Origin of the sequence: Psychromonas algicola (assembly GCF_004378355.1) — a bacterium.
GTDB lineage: Bacteria > Pseudomonadota > Gammaproteobacteria > Enterobacterales > Psychromonadaceae > Psychromonas.
On the sequence record NZ_SNUB01000014.1, the window covers coordinates 47,035 to 61,108 of the forward strand.

Sequence of the window (14,074 nt, forward strand, 5' to 3'; positions counted from 1 at the left end):
TTAGGATTAAAATGAAATATCTAGTTACAGGTGCCGCTGGGTTTATTGGTTCATGTGTCGTTGAAAGACTTTGCGAACAAGGGCATCAGGTCGTTGGTATCGATAATATCAATAATTATTATGATGTAAATCTAAAAGAAGCGCGCTTGAAGCGTGCTGAACATGACTTGTTTATATTTATTAAAGTTGATTTGTCAGATCGTGAGTTAATGGCTGCATTATTTATAGAGCACCAATTCGATCGTGTTATTCATTTAGCTGCACAAGCAGGGGTTCGTTATTCAATTGAAAATCCTATGGCTTATGCCGACTCCAATTTAGTTGGGCACCTGAATATTCTTGAAGGATGTCGACATACGCAAGTGAAACATCTAGTTTATGCCTCTTCTAGTTCAGTTTATGGCTTGAATGCTAAAGTGCCATTTTCAACCTCAGATTCTGTTGACCATCCTGTATCACTCTATGCAGCAACTAAAAAATCAAATGAATTAATGGCTCATTCTTATTCTCATCTTTATGATATCCCTACCACTGGACTGCGTTTTTTTACTGTTTACGGTCCTTGGGGGCGTCCTGATATGGCGCCTTATATTTTTACTAAAAAAATATTAGAGGGAGACACAATTGATATTAACAATAACGGAGATATGTGGAGAGACTTTACATACATTGATGACATCGTTGAAGGGGTTATTCGGGTTGTTGATATAGTGCCTACTAGAAATGATAAATGGACTGTTGAAACTGGTACTCCTGCAACAAGCTCTGCACCTTACCAGATTTATAATGTCGGGCATGGCAGTCCAATTAACTTAATGAAGTTTATCAGCTCAATTGAAGATGAATTAGGAGTTGAAGCTAAGAAAAATTTTCGGGGTATGCAGGCTGGTGATGTGTATCAAACGTATGCAGACACTCAAGATCTTTTTGCAATAACTGGTTATAAGCCAGAAGTAAGTGTGGCTGAAGGTGTTGCTAAATTAGTGGATTGGTATCGAGACTTTTATGAATTGTAAGAAAATCGCTTTTGTCGTTAATGTTGATTGGTTTTTTATTTCTCATCGACTGCCAATTGCCTTAGCTGCGATTAAAAGCGGATATGAAGTTCATCTAATATGCAAAGATACGGGGAAGCTAGATACACTTATAGATTATGGGATTAATGTTCATGATATCAACTTCTCTCGAAGTGGTGGAGCGTTAATTAATGAAATCAAATCATTATTTATTTTAAGAAAATTGTTTAAAGATATTACTCCCGATATTGTGCATGCAGTTACAATACAACCTGTACTTTATTCTGGTTTAGTTTTACATTCTTTACGTGTTAAGCCTAGTTTTGTAGCCGCCATTTCAGGCCTTGGCTATGTTTTTTCTGCTAATAGTTTTCGTGCTAAATTAACCAAATATTTTGTATCATTCTTTTATAAATTAGCTTTTCTCCACAAGCGTAAGGTTGCTATTTTTCAGAATACTAATGATGAAAATATTTTATCTTTAGTAACCAATTTATCTTACCATGAGAAAGTACTAATCAAAGGATCTGGTGCAGATCTTGATACTTATCTATATTGTAAAGAGCCAGAGACTGGGCCTATTAAAATTGTTATGGCTTGTCGGTTACTTAAAGAAAAAGGGGTTTATGAATTTATTGAGGCTGCTAAAGTCGTTCTTCAAAATGTTGATAATGTAGAGTTTCTTCTTGCAGGCACTCCTGATTTAGCTAATCCTAATAGTGTTTCTCAAACTGAATTAAATGCTTGGAGTGATGAAGGCGTTGTTACTTTGCTAGGACATTGTGATGATATTCCTAAATGTTTTAGAGAATCTCATATTATTACTATGCCATCATATTATGGTGAGGGTGTTCCTAAAGTATTAATTGAAGCTGCGGCTTGTGGACGTCCAATTGTTACAACAGATAATCCTGGTTGTCGTGATTCTGTTATTCCTGATATAACAGGTAAATTAGTACCTATAAAAAATGCTAAAAGTTTAGCTGAAGCGTTTTTGGAATTGATTTCAGAACCTGCTATGAGATTATCTATGGGAGAGAAAGCCCGCTTATATGCCGAAGAAGAGTTTGATGTAAAATATGTGGTAGAGAAACATTTAAATTTATACTCTCAACAGATGCAGGTTATTAGTTCAATATGAGTATATTAATTACAGGCGTAACTGGTTTTTTAGGTCAGGCGTTAATAAATAAAGTTCCTTCAAATAATCTTAAGGTTTTAAGCCGAAAACCGTTAGAATCAGAAAATTTAAATTATTACTATGGCGTTATTGATAAACAATCTGTTTATCAAGATGCGTTAATAGATGTGGAAGTTGTAATTCACTGTGCTGCTCGAGTACATGTTATGAACGATGCAGTAAGTTCTCCTCTAGAAGCATTTCGAAATGTTAATACTTATGGCACATTAAATCTTGCTCAACAAGCCGCTGAGACAGGCGTTAAACGTTTTATTTTTATCAGTTCAATCAAGGTTAATGGTGAATCTAGTGAATTAGGTTTTCCTTTTAAACCTGATGATAAGTTTATGCCAGCGGATCCTTATGCTTTAAGTAAATATGAAGCTGAAGTTGGATTAAGAAAAATTGCAACAGAAACTGGGATGGAGGTTGTTATTATCCGTCCTCCCTTGGTATATGGTCCTGGTGTTAAAGCTAATTTTGCCTCTATGATGAAGTGGGTTCATAAAGGTATTCCTTTGCCATTAGGCGGTATTAAAAATAACTTACGTAGTTTAGTTAGCGTCGATAATTTAGTCGATTTGATTATTACTTGTATTGATCACCCTAAAGCAGCTAATCACACTTTTTTAGTGTCGGATGATCAAGACTTATCGACAACGGATTTATTGCAAAATATGGCTTTAGCATTGAATGTTAAAAGTAAATTGATATCTATCGCTCCCTCTTGGTTTGTTCTCGCTGCTAAATTGATTGCTAAACCTGCTATATCTGTTCGATTATGTGGTTCTTTACAGTTAGATATTTCTAAAACTAAAGAGTTGTTAAACTGGAAACCTCCCTACAGCGCAGCTGAGTGCATGAAGAAAACAGCAGATGCTTTTATTCAATCTAATGGTGATTTTTAACATATGACTCATTTTATTATCCGTTTTTTCGATTTTTTAATGGCCTTCTTCGGCTTACTTGTTACTTTTCCAATTCTCTTAATTGTTACTTTGATTGGCTATTTTGATACTGGCTCTCCTATTTTCATTCAAGAACGAGTAGGTAAAAATAAAAAACCATTTAAGCTTATTAAATTCCGTACCATGTCTGTTGATACACAGTCTGTTGCGAGCCATTTAGCTAGTACTACCTCTATTACTAAGTTAGGATCATTTTTACGAAAGTCTAAACTCGATGAGTTACCTCAGTTAATTAATGTGTTAAAAGGTGAAATGAGTTTTGTTGGACCTCGTCCTAACTTGTTTAATCAAGATGAACTCATTACTGAGCGTTCGGAGCGTGGAGTCTATAATGTACTTCCGGGCATAACAGGGCTAGCGCAAGTGAATAACATTGATATGTCGACACCAGAGTTGTTGGCTAAAAAAGATCAAGAAATGATCGAATCTTTAACTGTTCAATTATATTTTAGGTACATTTTTTTAACTGTAACTGGAAGTGGCACTGGTGATGCAATTAAATAAATGACTTTTAAAGTAATAAATCTGGTTGCAATATAAGCTTTTCTATTTATTGGGTTAGCAATTTCTTTGTTTTTTATTTAAACCTCATTCTGCTTTTATGTGAAAACGATCTATAATGTAATTGATTTTTAATATCTTTTTTATGTTACTTTTACTGAAGTTTATGCTCAATTTCTTATCTCCTGTTTAGTTGTGATTATAAAATATGAAATATATTAATAAAGTCTGTCAATTATCTCGTTCTCATAAACGCCTCATCAGTTTATTCATTGATTCTTTATTCATTTGTATTGCCTTTTATTTTTCTTTTTGGGTTCGATTAGGTGAATTTATTGGATTTATGGATGTTGAGAATACTTATGCTTTGATTGGGACACTGGTACTTACCTTATTTATTTTTGTGCGGTTAGGTTTGTACCGTGCAATTTTACGTTATCTTACTTTTCATGCTTTATTTGTTATCTTGGTTGGAGCGTTATGCTCTGCTGTTATTTTGTCTTTTTGTTCTTTTTATTTACAAGCTGGAATTCCTCGAACTGTTCCTATTATTTACTTTGCTTTCTTATCTCTACTTTGTGGTGGGTCTCGTTTAATTGTTCGTACTTTGGTTGCTCAAGGAAATAAAAAAGGACAAGAGTGCATTTTGATATATGGCGCTGGAAGTGCAGGTCGTCAATTAGCTCAGTCTTTAAAATCTTCAGAAGAATACCGAACCGCGGCTTTCATTGATACTGATACGACTTTGATTGGTACAATTATTCAAGGCCTTACGGTTCGAGATTTAACAGAAATCGATGCTTTAATAGCAAAGCATAATATAAAGAAAATATTTTTAGCTGTGCCTAGCGCGTCACGATCTCGTCGTAAAGAGATTATTAATTCATTGGTCCATTTTCGTGTAGAGGTTCTAAGTGTCCCCTCTATGGAAGATATTGTGTCAGGAAAGGCCAATATCGATCAGCTAGAAGATGTTGCTATTGAAGATTTATTAGGGAGAGATCCTGTTTCTCCACAACAGGTATTACTTGAAGCAAATATAAAAAATAAAGTCGTTATGGTAACTGGCGCTGGCGGGTCAATAGGTTCTGAATTATGTCGCCAAATTATACAAGAACAACCTACCACTATCATTTTATTTGAACGTTCAGAGTTTGCTTTGTATAAAATAGACAAAGAGTTAGCAGAGATTAATACAAAGCTGTCTGTAAAAGTAAAAATAGTTCCTTTGTTAGGTTGCGCACAAAATGTTAAGCGCTTAACAACAGTGATGACTACGTTTAAAGTGAACACTGTTTACCATGCTGCAGCTTATAAACATGTGCCTTTAGTTGAGTTTAATGCAGCAGAAGGTATTTGTAATAATGTATTTGGTACTTACCATACTGCAAAAGCCGCTATTGCTAGTCATGTTGAATCTTTTGTTTTAATTTCGACAGACAAAGCCGTTCGTCCAACCAATGTTATGGGGACAACAAAGCGCCTTGCTGAGTTAGGCCTGCAAGCACTTGCGGCAGAAGAAGCTTTGAAGCCACAAGGTACTCGTTTTTGTATGGTTCGCTTTGGTAATGTCCTAGGTTCATCTGGCTCAGTTATCCCATTGTTTAAAAAACAAATTCAAAGTGGCGGTCCTTTAACTATCACTCATCCTGATATTACTCGCTTTTTTATGACAATCCCGGAAGCAGCACAACTTGTTATCCAAGCAGGTGCAATGGGGAAGGGCGGGGATGTGTTTGTATTAGATATGGGGGAACCTGTTAAAATCACTGATTTAGCTGAAAATTTAATTAAATTATCTGGGCTCGAAATTAAAAGTGAAGAAAATCCTCTTGGTGATATTGAAATTCAATTTACTGGCTTACGTCCAGGTGAAAAACTATATGAAGAGTTATTAATTGGGGAAAGTGTTAGTCAAACCGCACATGGTAGAATAATGACTGCCAATGAATCATTTTTGCCTTTAAAAGAATATGAGGAAATACTAGCAAAACTGGATGGTGTTTGTAGTAATTTTGAACATGATTTAATTCGCGATATTTTATTATCAACACCTACTGGTTTTAACCCAACTGATGGTATTGGAGATTTAGTCTGGAATGAAAAGATTGATGCTTTAAAAATAAAAATTTAGATGAATATTTATTTAAGATCTATTCGGTGATTTTATTATTTTCTGGGAAAATTTCTTTTTATATCACTCTTGAATTCAAGTCATAACTAAATTGAATTTTTGCTATTTAATTGAATAATTAAACTTTTCTGATTTAGAATCTCGCCGTTATTATTCTTAGCTACTGTTAATATAAGATTAAATTTTCGGAGGTCGTTATGGAAATACTTCATCATGGCGCTGTTAATGGAGTTACTGGATCTTGCCATCAGTTGGTGATTGATGAACATAATAGTTTATTGGTTGATTGCGGGTTGTTTCAAGGTGCTGATATCACTGAGCATAATGAAAATGATGTGTTATCTATCGAATTTGATATCACGACTGTTAAGGCTTTGTTGGTGACGCATTGTCATATTGATCATGTTGGTCGAATTCCTTATTTATTAGCCGTTGGATTTAAAGGGCCTATCATTGCTACGGAAGCGACTGCTGCTTTGTTGCCTATGGTCATTGAAGATGCTTTGAAAGTGGGTGTGACACGTAACCAATCTATTATTAAAGCTTGTTTATCTAGACTAAAAGAACAACTTATCGCGGTACCTTATAAACAATGGTTAAGCATTCCTTTACATGGTCCTTTTTCGACAAAAGTAAAGTTTCAGCCTGCAGGTCATATTCTAGGATCTGCTTATATAGAAGTGGATATTAAAACTGTTTCAGCGAAAGCAAAGCGAGTTGTATTTTCAGGCGATCTTGGTGCAACTTATTCTCCTTTGCTTGCTTCCCCTAAAAGCCCTTATAAAGCCGATGTGGTTGTGATTGAAAGTACTTATGGTGATAAGAATCATGAAGGGCGGCGTGAACGTAGTAAACGGTTAGAAAAGGTACTCATTAAAGCTATCTCTGACAATGGTGTTGTTATTATTCCCGCTTTTAGTATTGGGCGTACACAAGAGTTGCTTTACGAGCTTGAGCAAATTATTTCCCATGCTAAATTCAAAAAATTAGCCGATATCGAAGTGATTGTTGATTCGCCTATGGCAGCCAAGTTCACTGAATATTATGAAGCATTTCAAAAACTCTGGGATGCGGAAGCTAAAGGGCGATTAAAACAAGGACGTCATCCTTTAGATTTTGAAAGCTTGTATACGGTTGATACGCACCAAGAGCACCTTCAGGTGATAGATTATCTTGCTAAGCGAGACAAACCCGCAATTGTGATTGCCGCTAGTGGCATGTGTACTGGCGGTCGTGTTGTTAATTATTTAAAGCGGTTTATTGATGACCCAAAAGCTGATGTGTTATTTGTTGGTTATCAAGCGAAGGGGACCTTAGGGCAACAGATTCAACATTATGGACCACACGGTGGTTATGCTATTATTGATGGGGATAAGTTAACAATCAAAGCCGGTATACATACGATTTCAGGTTACTCGGCACATGCTGATCAAGCTAATTTACTTAATTTTATTAAACGTATTCGCTATCAACCCGAGAAAGTGATTATTGTGCATGGCGATGAGCAAGCAAAACAAGCATTAGCCAATAAATTACAGCAGCAAGGTCTAAATGTTGATATTCCTTGTTAACGGTTTCTTACTTTCTTAGATTTTGGTTTGATGGTGGGGTACAATTAAAAGATTGTTTCTACTACATTTTTATTTGTTAATCTATTTTTTGCTCTTGGCTCGAATTATAAAGGTTTTTATGCATTACGATATTTTCAATGGCGATGCTGATGGCATTATTTCATTACTACAATTGCGTTTATCTTCTCCTCTAACCTCTACGCTTGTGACAGGGGTAAAACGTAATATTCAATTATTACAGACTATTTCAGTTAATGCTGAAGATAGCGTGACCGTGTTAGATATTTCTATGGAAAAAAATATCGAGGCATTATTGAGCTCTCTTAATAGCGGTGCGACTGTATTTTATGCCGATCACCATCGAGCTGGAGATATTCCTCAACATAAAAATTTAACGGCCTTAATTGATTTAGATGCTAATACCTGTACTGCGTTAATTGTTGATAAGCATTTAAAAGGAGAATTTCACGATTGGGCTATTTGTGCGGCTTATGGTGATAATTTAATTGCTAAAGCCGATGCCTTATCTGCTGCTGCCGGCCATACAAAAGAACAATCTGTGTTATTAAAAGAGTTAGGTACATTAATTAATTACAATGGCTATGGGGCGAATGTTGCTGATTTACATTTTGACCCGGCTGATTTGTATCAGGCTTTATTAGCTTATGCGAGTCCATTTGATGTTTTTGAAGATAAGTTGTCGCCTTTTTATCAATTACAAACGGCTTATCAAGAAGATCTAGAAAAAGCGTTAGCAATTCCTGCGTTACACCAAAGTGATTTACTTAAAGTTTTTGAATTACCTGATGAAAAGTGGTCTCGTCGTATCAGTGGGGTCTATGGCAATTTATTAGCAAACCAAGAGCCAAATAGTGCATTTACAGTTTTAACTAAAAATACACAGGGTGGTTATTTAGTTTCTTTGCGTGCACCCTTGAATAACAAGCAAGGCGCTGGTGAACTTTGTAGTCAATTTGAAACGGGTGGTGGAAGAGCAGCAGCTGCTGGAGTTAACCATTTGCCTACTACTTTATTACAGCCGTTTATTGATGTTGTCGAAGCCTATTATCATGATTAATAAATAAAATAATGACTTTGCTATTCTTAAGTAAGAAAGTCAGCGTATAATATTTGGATCACTTACATTGCCATGATGAGATATTAAAATGAAAAAAATAGCCGTTGCAGGAACAGGGTATGTTGGATTATCTAATTCAGTTTTACTCGCACAACATAATGAAGTGGTCGCGGTTGACCTTGTCGCTGAAAAAATACAGTTATTGAATCAGAAAAAATCTCCTATTGCGGATGCTGAAATTGAAGATTTTTTAGCAAATAAAGCGTTAAATTTCAATGCGACTTTAGATAAAGAACTCGCTTATAAAGGTGCTGAGTTTGTGATCATTGCTACTCCCACTGACTATGACTCTGAAACAAATTACTTCAATACTTCATCCGTTGAGTCGGTGATTAAAGATGTAATGCAAATTAATCCTAAAGCTGTGATGGTGATTAAATCAACTGTCCCTGTCGGTTATACCGAAAGCATTAAAAAAGAGTTTGGTTGCGAGAATATTATATTCTCTCCTGAATTTTTACGTGAAGGAAAAGCGTTGCACGACAATTTATATCCTTCACGAATTATCGTAGGTGAACAATCAGAGCGCGCGAAGGTATTTGCTAGTTTATTAGTAGAAGGAGCGTTAAAAGAAGATATTGATGTACTTTTTACTGATTCAACGGAAGCTGAAGCGGTTAAGTTGTTCTCTAATACTTACCTTGCGTTACGTGTTGCTTATTTTAATGAATTAGATAGTTATGCAGAAGCACACAATTTAAATTCTCGTCAAATCATTGAAGGTGTTGGCTTAGATCCACGCATTGGCTCTCACTATAACAACCCTTCTTTTGGTTACGGCGGATATTGTTTGCCTAAAGACACTAAGCAATTGAGAGCTAACTACGCTAATGTACCAAACAACATTATTGGCGCTATTGTTGATGCCAATACAACACGTAAAGACTTTATTGCTGACTCTATTTTAGCGAGAAATCCCAAGGTAGTTGGTATTTATAGGCTGATTATGAAGTCTGGATCTGACAACTTTAGGGCGTCAAGTATTCAAGGGATTATGAAACGTATTAAAGCAAAAGGTATTGAAGTCGTGGTTTATGAACCTGAGCTTAAAGAGCCGACTTTCTTTAATTCTAAAGTTATTTCATCTTTGGATGAATTCAAGCAATCCTGTGATGTTATTGTGTCTAATCGTATGGTTGATGAAATTAAAGATGTCGCTGACAAAGTTTATACGCGTGATCTTTTTGGGAGTGATTAGTTCTCTATTTGTTATTTAATAGAATTAATTCTGAAGCGCATGCTGATATAAAGTTCTATTTTAATACATTTTTATTGTAAGGTTTTATTATGATTTTAATTACTGGCGGTGCTGGGTTTATTGGTAGTGCCGTTGTACGCCATATTATAGAAAATACTAAAGATTCAGTTATTAATGTTGATTGTTTAACTTATGCGGGGAACGTAGAGTCTGTTGCATCTATTTCAGATCATGAGCGTTATCATTTTGTGCAAGCTAATATTTGTGATGCGCAGGTGATGAAGGAAACTTTTGAAAAATATCAACCAACTGCGGTTATGCATTTAGCGGCTGAATCTCATGTTGATCGTTCCATAGATGGCCCCGCTGAGTTTATGCAAACGAATATTATGGGAACATTTACTTTGTTAGAAGCTGCTCGTCAATATTGGTTGGAGCTTAAAGGTAATAAAAAATCTAATTTTCGTTTCCATCATATTAGTACTGATGAAGTTTATGGTGATTTGGAAGGGACTCACGACCTTTTTACTGAAGAAACATCTTACGCACCTAGTTCTCCCTATTCTGCTTCTAAAGCTTCTAGTGATCACCTTGTGCGGGCATGGAATCGTACTTATGGTTTGCCCGTTGTTGTAACTAATTGTTCAAACAATTATGGCCCTTATCATTTTCCTGAAAAATTGATCCCCCATGTCATTTTAAACGCGCTAGACGCTAAATCTTTACCTGTTTATGGCGATGGTAGCCAAATCAGAGACTGGCTCTATGTTGAAGATCATGCTCGCGCTTTATATAAAGTGGTCACTGAAGGCATTGTGGGTGAAACTTATAATATTGGTGGACACAACGAAAAGAAAAATATTGAAGTGGTTGAGACTCTTTGTAACATTCTTGATGATTTAAAACCTATTTCAGAAAATCCTGCTTTTAGTACTTCTTCAATGAAAAGTTACAGTGAGTTGATTACTTTTGTTAAAGATCGTCCTGGTCATGATGTTCGTTATGCTATTGATGCTTCTAAAATCGAAAAAGAGTTAGGCTGGGTACCAGAAGAAAGTTTTGATACAGGTATTCGTAAAACCGTTGAATGGTATTTGAATAACGAAAACTGGTGGAGAAGAGTATTAAGTGGCGAATATCAACTTCAACGTATTGGCGGCAAGTGATTTAGTAATGGGTTATGAGTAATGGGTTATGAGTAATGGGTTATGAGTAATGAGTAATGAGTTATGAGTAATGAGTTATGAGTAATGGGTTATGGGTAAGTTTACCATTTACTCATTACCGTTCACCGATGACTATTCATAACAGAAAGGATTGAGCAATGAGTGAACGACCACATTATAATTTACAGGCTTGGCAGGTAAGCATGACTTTGGTTAAACTTGTTTACTCATGGTCGAATAGTTTTCCGAGTGAAGAAAAGTTTGGCTTACTTTCACAGATTAGAAGAGCAGCAGTATCAGTACCTTCTAATATTGCAGAGGGTGCGGCAAGAAGTGGCTCAAAGGAATTTGCTCACTTTTTAAGTATTGCTCGTGGTTCTTTAAGCGAAGTTGAAACTCAATATTTAATTGCAGTGAATCTAGGTTTTGCTCCTGAATCATCTGAGTTGTTTGATTGTATTGATCAAGCCTCTCGCCTTATTACTGGTTTGCATAAAAAAGTATCAAGGTGATGGGCGATGTGTAATTTCTCATTACTCTTCACTATTTGCAGTTTAAAATTCGGGAAAAAAGATAAAAAATGACAATAAATAATATAGAAATTTCATCGGAGAGCCCAAGCTCCTCACCCATTACCCATGCCTCTTTACCTAAATATAAAGGTATTATTTTAGCTGGTGGCTCTGGTAGTCGTTTGCACCCTATTACCTTAGGTACTTCTAAGCAATTATTGCCAATATATGATAAGCCTATGATTTTTTATCCTCTTTCTGTTTTGATGTTAGCGGGTATTAAAGAGGTGCTAATTATATCGACTCCCGAAGATCTGCCTAATTTTGAGCGTATGTTAGGTGATGGTAGTCAATTTGGTATTTCGGTTTCATACGCAGAGCAACCTTCGCCTGATGGTCTAGCGCAAGCGTTTATCATTGGAGAAGAATTTATTGGTGACGATAATGTCGCTTTAGTTTTGGGCGATAATGTTTTTTATGGACAACATTTTTCGGATAAATTACTTGCTGCAGCGAAAGTAAAAAAAGGAGCCTCAGTATTTGGTTATCATGTTGTCGATCCAGAACGATTTGGGGTGGTTGAATTTGATAAAAATGGTAAAGCGTTGAGTATTGAAGAGAAGCCTGAAAAGCCAAAATCAAATTATGCGGTTACTGGCTTGTATTTTTATGATAACGACGTTGTCGATATTGCTAAAAGCATTAAACCTTCACTTCGTGGGGAATTAGAAATTACCGATGTTAATATTGCTTATATGCAGCGTGGTGATTTAAATGTTGAATTGCTTGGTCGAGGTTTCGCATGGCTCGACACTGGAACTCATGATTCATTGCTAGAAGCTGGGCAATTTGTGCAGACAGTCGAACATCGACAGGGCTTTAAAGTCGCTTGCTTAGAAGAAATTGCTTATACGCAAGGTTGGTTGAGTAAAGAAGATCTTCTTACACAAGCAGAACGCCTGAAAAAAACGGGTTATGGCCAGTATTTATTTAATGTTGCAAACGGAATAATTTAATGAAGTTTATCGATACAGAGATAGCTGATGTAAAAATTGTCGAAGTGAATGTATTTGGTGATGATCGTGGTTTTTTTATGGAAACCTTTCGTGCAGATGAGTTCATGAAAGTAACCGGCGCGAAGCCTTTCGTACAAGATAATCACAGCAAATCGTCAAAAGGGATCTTACGTGGTTTACATTATCAACGAGCGCAAACTCAAGGTAAATTAGTACGTGTTACTGATGGCGAGGTTTATGACGTTGCTGTTGATATGCGAGAATCCTCTTCTACTTTTGGTCAAGCTGTTGGTGTTGTTCTTTCCGCCGAAAATAAGCGTCAGTTATGGGTGCCAGAAGGTTTTGCTCATGGTTTTTATGTTATGAGTGAATCGGCTGAATTTGTTTATAAATGTACTGATTATTATCATCCTGAATCAGAGGTGTCTGTGCGTTGGGACGATAGTTCTCTTGCTATTCAGTGGCCGTTAATTAATGGGGAGGCTCCTCAGTTGTCAGGTAAAGATGCTAAAGGTTTTTCTTTTCAAGATGCACCTAAGTTTAGATAATTAGGTAGTAGTGAAGGGTAAACTGTGAAGAGTGAAGAGAATGGGTAAACGGCGAAGAGTAAACGGTAAAGAGTAGTGGGAAATTACCCATAACTCATAACTCATTACTTATAGCTCATAACCCATAACTATCCCCAAAGGAATATGTATGAAAGTATTAATTACCGGAAAAGGCGGGCAATTAGCTTGGGAGTTAGAACGCACAATACCCGTTGCTTATGATGTGTTATGTGTTGGTAAAAATGAATTAGATATTACCGATCTAGATGCTATTAATTTATTTATAAGTAAAGAACAGCCCGATATAGTTATTAATGCAGCGGCTTATACTGCGGTCGATAAGGCGGAAGAAGATATTGAGGTTGCTTATGATGTTAATGAAAAGGGCGTTCGATATTTAGCTGAAGCTTGCCAAAAAACTAATGCTCGTATTTTGCATGTTTCTACTGATTTTGTTTTTGATGGATCAAATACAACCCCTTATCAAACTGATGCTATGACTAATCCTATTAATGTTTATGGTGCTTCAAAGCTTGCTGGTGATAATGCCTTACAAAATATACTTCCTGAAAGAAGTGTTATTGTTCGTACAGCTTGGGTTTATTCTGTGCATGGAAATAATTTTGTCAAAAGCATGTTGCGTTTAATGGAAGACAAACCACAACTTGGTATTGTTTACGATCAAGTTGGAACGCCTACTTGGGCTAGAGGCCTTGCTGCATGGCTATGGGCTATTGTAGAGAAGCCTGAAGTAAAAGGAGTGTATCATTGGACTGACGCCGGAGTGGCATCTTGGTATGATTTTGCTATTGCAATTCAAGAACTTGGTATTGAGAAAGGGTTGCTTAAAAAAGCCATTCCTGTATTGCCTATCCCTAGTTCAGCTTATCCGACTCCGGCTAAACGACCTGCTTTTTCTGTAATAGATAAAACTAGTGCAGAAGAGGTTTCGAGTTTAAATACAATTCATTGGCGTAAGCAGTTATCTTTAATGATGGATGAGCTGTAAAATAATGCTGAATGTTTATATAAACTAAAATAATGAAGCAACTTAATGCAAAAATGCTTAACAATAAAAAGCCTTTAGCTGTTTTTTATCAATAAGAATCACTAATTTTGTATATTA

13 protein-coding genes are annotated in these 14,074 nt (G+C 36.0%); all 13 read left to right on the top strand.

Going from position 1 to position 14,074, the window contains the following annotated elements; all coding sequences use genetic code 11:
* Positions 1 to 11: 11 nt before the first annotated feature.
* The 13 genes from E2R67_RS08890 (at position 12) to rfbD (ending at position 13,957) form a co-directional block, all read left to right on the top strand.
* A complete protein-coding gene (locus E2R67_RS08890; protein WP_134290596.1) occupies positions 12 to 1,016 on the top strand; it encodes an NAD-dependent epimerase in 1,005 nt (334 codons plus the stop codon).
* Positions 1,006 to 2,157, top strand: coding sequence for a glycosyltransferase family 4 protein (locus tag E2R67_RS08895; protein WP_134290597.1), 1,152 nt, complete (start codon positions 1,006 to 1,008; stop codon positions 2,155 to 2,157). The genes E2R67_RS08890 and E2R67_RS08895 overlap by 11 nt, the downstream gene beginning before the upstream one ends.
* Positions 2,154 to 3,104: a UDP-glucose 4-epimerase family protein gene (locus E2R67_RS08900; RefSeq protein WP_134290598.1), complete on the top strand. Its 951-nt coding sequence runs from the start codon at positions 2,154 to 2,156 to the stop codon at positions 3,102 to 3,104. The genes E2R67_RS08895 and E2R67_RS08900 overlap by 4 nt, the downstream gene beginning before the upstream one ends.
* 3 nt (positions 3,105 to 3,107) lie before the next feature.
* Complete coding sequence (locus E2R67_RS08905; RefSeq protein WP_208379503.1) at positions 3,108 to 3,668, top strand: sugar transferase; 561 nt, start codon at positions 3,108 to 3,110, stop codon at positions 3,666 to 3,668.
* Between the two features lie 205 nt (positions 3,669 to 3,873).
* Positions 3,874 to 5,799: a polysaccharide biosynthesis protein gene (locus E2R67_RS08910; RefSeq protein ID WP_134290599.1), complete on the top strand. Its 1,926-nt coding sequence runs from the start codon at positions 3,874 to 3,876 to the stop codon at positions 5,797 to 5,799.
* Between the two features lie 197 nt (positions 5,800 to 5,996).
* Positions 5,997 to 7,370 (top strand): MBL fold metallo-hydrolase RNA specificity domain-containing protein, encoded by a 1,374-nt coding sequence (locus E2R67_RS08915; protein ID WP_134290600.1) that lies wholly within the window; start codon positions 5,997 to 5,999, stop codon positions 7,368 to 7,370.
* Positions 7,371 to 7,488: 118 nt separating this feature from the next.
* Positions 7,489 to 8,448 carry a DHH family phosphoesterase gene (locus tag E2R67_RS08920; RefSeq protein ID WP_134290601.1) on the top strand — a complete coding sequence of 320 codons (960 nt, stop codon included), beginning with the start codon at positions 7,489 to 7,491 and terminating at the stop codon, positions 8,446 to 8,448.
* A gap of 88 nt (positions 8,449 to 8,536) precedes the next feature.
* Positions 8,537 to 9,706 (top strand): nucleotide sugar dehydrogenase, encoded by a 1,170-nt coding sequence (locus tag E2R67_RS08925; protein ID WP_134290602.1) that lies wholly within the window; start codon positions 8,537 to 8,539, stop codon positions 9,704 to 9,706.
* An 86-nt stretch (positions 9,707 to 9,792) separates the two neighbouring features.
* Positions 9,793 to 10,872: a dTDP-glucose 4,6-dehydratase gene (gene rfbB, locus E2R67_RS08930; protein WP_134290603.1), complete on the top strand. Its 1,080-nt coding sequence runs from the start codon at positions 9,793 to 9,795 to the stop codon at positions 10,870 to 10,872.
* Positions 10,873 to 11,030: 158 nt separating this feature from the next.
* Positions 11,031 to 11,384: a four helix bundle protein gene (locus tag E2R67_RS08935; protein ID WP_134290604.1), complete on the top strand. Its 354-nt coding sequence runs from the start codon at positions 11,031 to 11,033 to the stop codon at positions 11,382 to 11,384.
* Positions 11,385 to 11,452: 68 nt separating this feature from the next.
* Positions 11,453 to 12,400, top strand: coding sequence for a glucose-1-phosphate thymidylyltransferase RfbA (rfbA, locus tag E2R67_RS08940; protein ID WP_134290605.1), 948 nt, complete (start codon positions 11,453 to 11,455; stop codon positions 12,398 to 12,400).
* Positions 12,400 to 12,948 carry a dTDP-4-dehydrorhamnose 3,5-epimerase gene (gene rfbC, locus E2R67_RS08945; protein ID WP_134290606.1) on the top strand — a complete coding sequence of 183 codons (549 nt, stop codon included), beginning with the start codon at positions 12,400 to 12,402 and terminating at the stop codon, positions 12,946 to 12,948. The genes rfbA and rfbC overlap by 1 nt, the downstream gene beginning before the upstream one ends.
* A 148-nt stretch (positions 12,949 to 13,096) precedes the next feature.
* On the top strand, positions 13,097 to 13,957 hold the full coding sequence (rfbD, locus tag E2R67_RS08950; RefSeq protein WP_134290607.1) for a dTDP-4-dehydrorhamnose reductase: 861 nt from the start codon (positions 13,097 to 13,099) through the stop codon (positions 13,955 to 13,957).
* Positions 13,958 to 14,074 lie beyond the last annotated feature (117 nt).

Coding starts and splice junctions, on each gene's coding strand:
- E2R67_RS08890 (WP_134290596.1), top strand. CDS start 12: ATGAAATATCTAGTTACAGGTGCCGCTGGGTTTATTGGTTCATGTGTC.
- rfbC (WP_134290606.1), top strand. CDS start 12,400: ATGAAGTTTATCGATACAGAGATAGCTGATGTAAAAATTGTCGAAGTG.
- E2R67_RS08910 (WP_134290599.1), top strand. CDS start 3,874: ATGAAATATATTAATAAAGTCTGTCAATTATCTCGTTCTCATAAACGC.
- E2R67_RS08905 (WP_208379503.1), top strand. CDS start 3,108: ATGACTCATTTTATTATCCGTTTTTTCGATTTTTTAATGGCCTTCTTC.
- E2R67_RS08935 (WP_134290604.1), top strand. CDS start 11,031: ATGAGTGAACGACCACATTATAATTTACAGGCTTGGCAGGTAAGCATG.
- E2R67_RS08895 (WP_134290597.1), top strand. CDS start 1,006: ATGAATTGTAAGAAAATCGCTTTTGTCGTTAATGTTGATTGGTTTTTT.
- E2R67_RS08925 (WP_134290602.1), top strand. CDS start 8,537: ATGAAAAAAATAGCCGTTGCAGGAACAGGGTATGTTGGATTATCTAAT.
- E2R67_RS08900 (WP_134290598.1), top strand. CDS start 2,154: ATGAGTATATTAATTACAGGCGTAACTGGTTTTTTAGGTCAGGCGTTA.
- rfbA (WP_134290605.1), top strand. CDS start 11,453: ATGACAATAAATAATATAGAAATTTCATCGGAGAGCCCAAGCTCCTCA.
- E2R67_RS08920 (WP_134290601.1), top strand. CDS start 7,489: ATGCATTACGATATTTTCAATGGCGATGCTGATGGCATTATTTCATTA.
- E2R67_RS08915 (WP_134290600.1), top strand. CDS start 5,997: ATGGAAATACTTCATCATGGCGCTGTTAATGGAGTTACTGGATCTTGC.
- rfbD (WP_134290607.1), top strand. CDS start 13,097: ATGAAAGTATTAATTACCGGAAAAGGCGGGCAATTAGCTTGGGAGTTA.